Source organism: Maribacter sp. 4G9 (genome assembly GCF_002742265.1).
In the GTDB taxonomy this organism is placed as follows: Bacteria; Bacteroidota; Bacteroidia; order Flavobacteriales; family Flavobacteriaceae; genus Maribacter.
Window position 1 is genome coordinate 1 of record NZ_MDGL01000103.1, and the last position, 777, is coordinate 777.

A 777-nucleotide genomic window follows, 5' to 3' on the forward strand; every position below is an offset into this window, starting at 1 on the left:
CCAAACTCCAAAGAACAGTCGCAACAGTTCCGTACCGCCCTCAAGGGACGAAAACCGCCCTAAGAAGAACCAAAGTCTTCGTGGCCCCACCAACAGGAAAGTAGGGGGCCAGCTGGGAAGGAAGGGCAAAACCTTGGAAATGGTGGCCACACCAGATAAGATTGTGGAATTGCACCCGTATTATTGTCGTAGTTGTGGCGGTTCATTGAAAAACATAGAAGGGGTTAGGGACAGATTACGCCAGATAGTTGATATCCCACCTGTTAAGGCCATATATACCGAGTACTGGTCTTTTGCAAAACAATGTCCCTGTGGTTGTCGCAACAGGGCGGACTTTCCCAAACACGTAAACGCACCCATAGGTTATGGCCCCCAAATAGAAGGTCTTATCGGCTATTTCCATGCACGCCAATACTTGCCGTTTGCAAGAATGCGTGAAATGTTCAACGATGTTTTTAACATAGATATCAGTGAAGGTGGCATCCATAGGCTGTTGAACCGTTTTGCCGATAAAACAACATCCGTTTATGATTCCATAGGACAACGAGTATCCCAGAGCCTAGTGGTCGGTACGGACGAGACCGGTGTCAAGGTAAACGGGAACAGGCATTGGATGTGGACTTGGCAGACTCCAGGGCTGACCTATATCGCCCATTCCGATAATAGGGCAAAGACAACAATAGACACCCATTTTCCAGAAGGTTTTCCAAAAGCCACCTTGCTCCATGATGCATGGAGAGCACAATCGGCAACCCTTGCAAAACACCACCAAACCTG

Annotated in this window: 1 protein-coding gene; it reads left to right on the forward strand. The window is 48.3% G+C overall.

Annotated elements, in window-relative coordinates:
- Positions 1 to 777, forward strand: a 777-nt coding sequence (locus BFP75_RS10875) for an IS66 family transposase (protein WP_165776585.1), incomplete at both ends; no start/stop codon positions are given.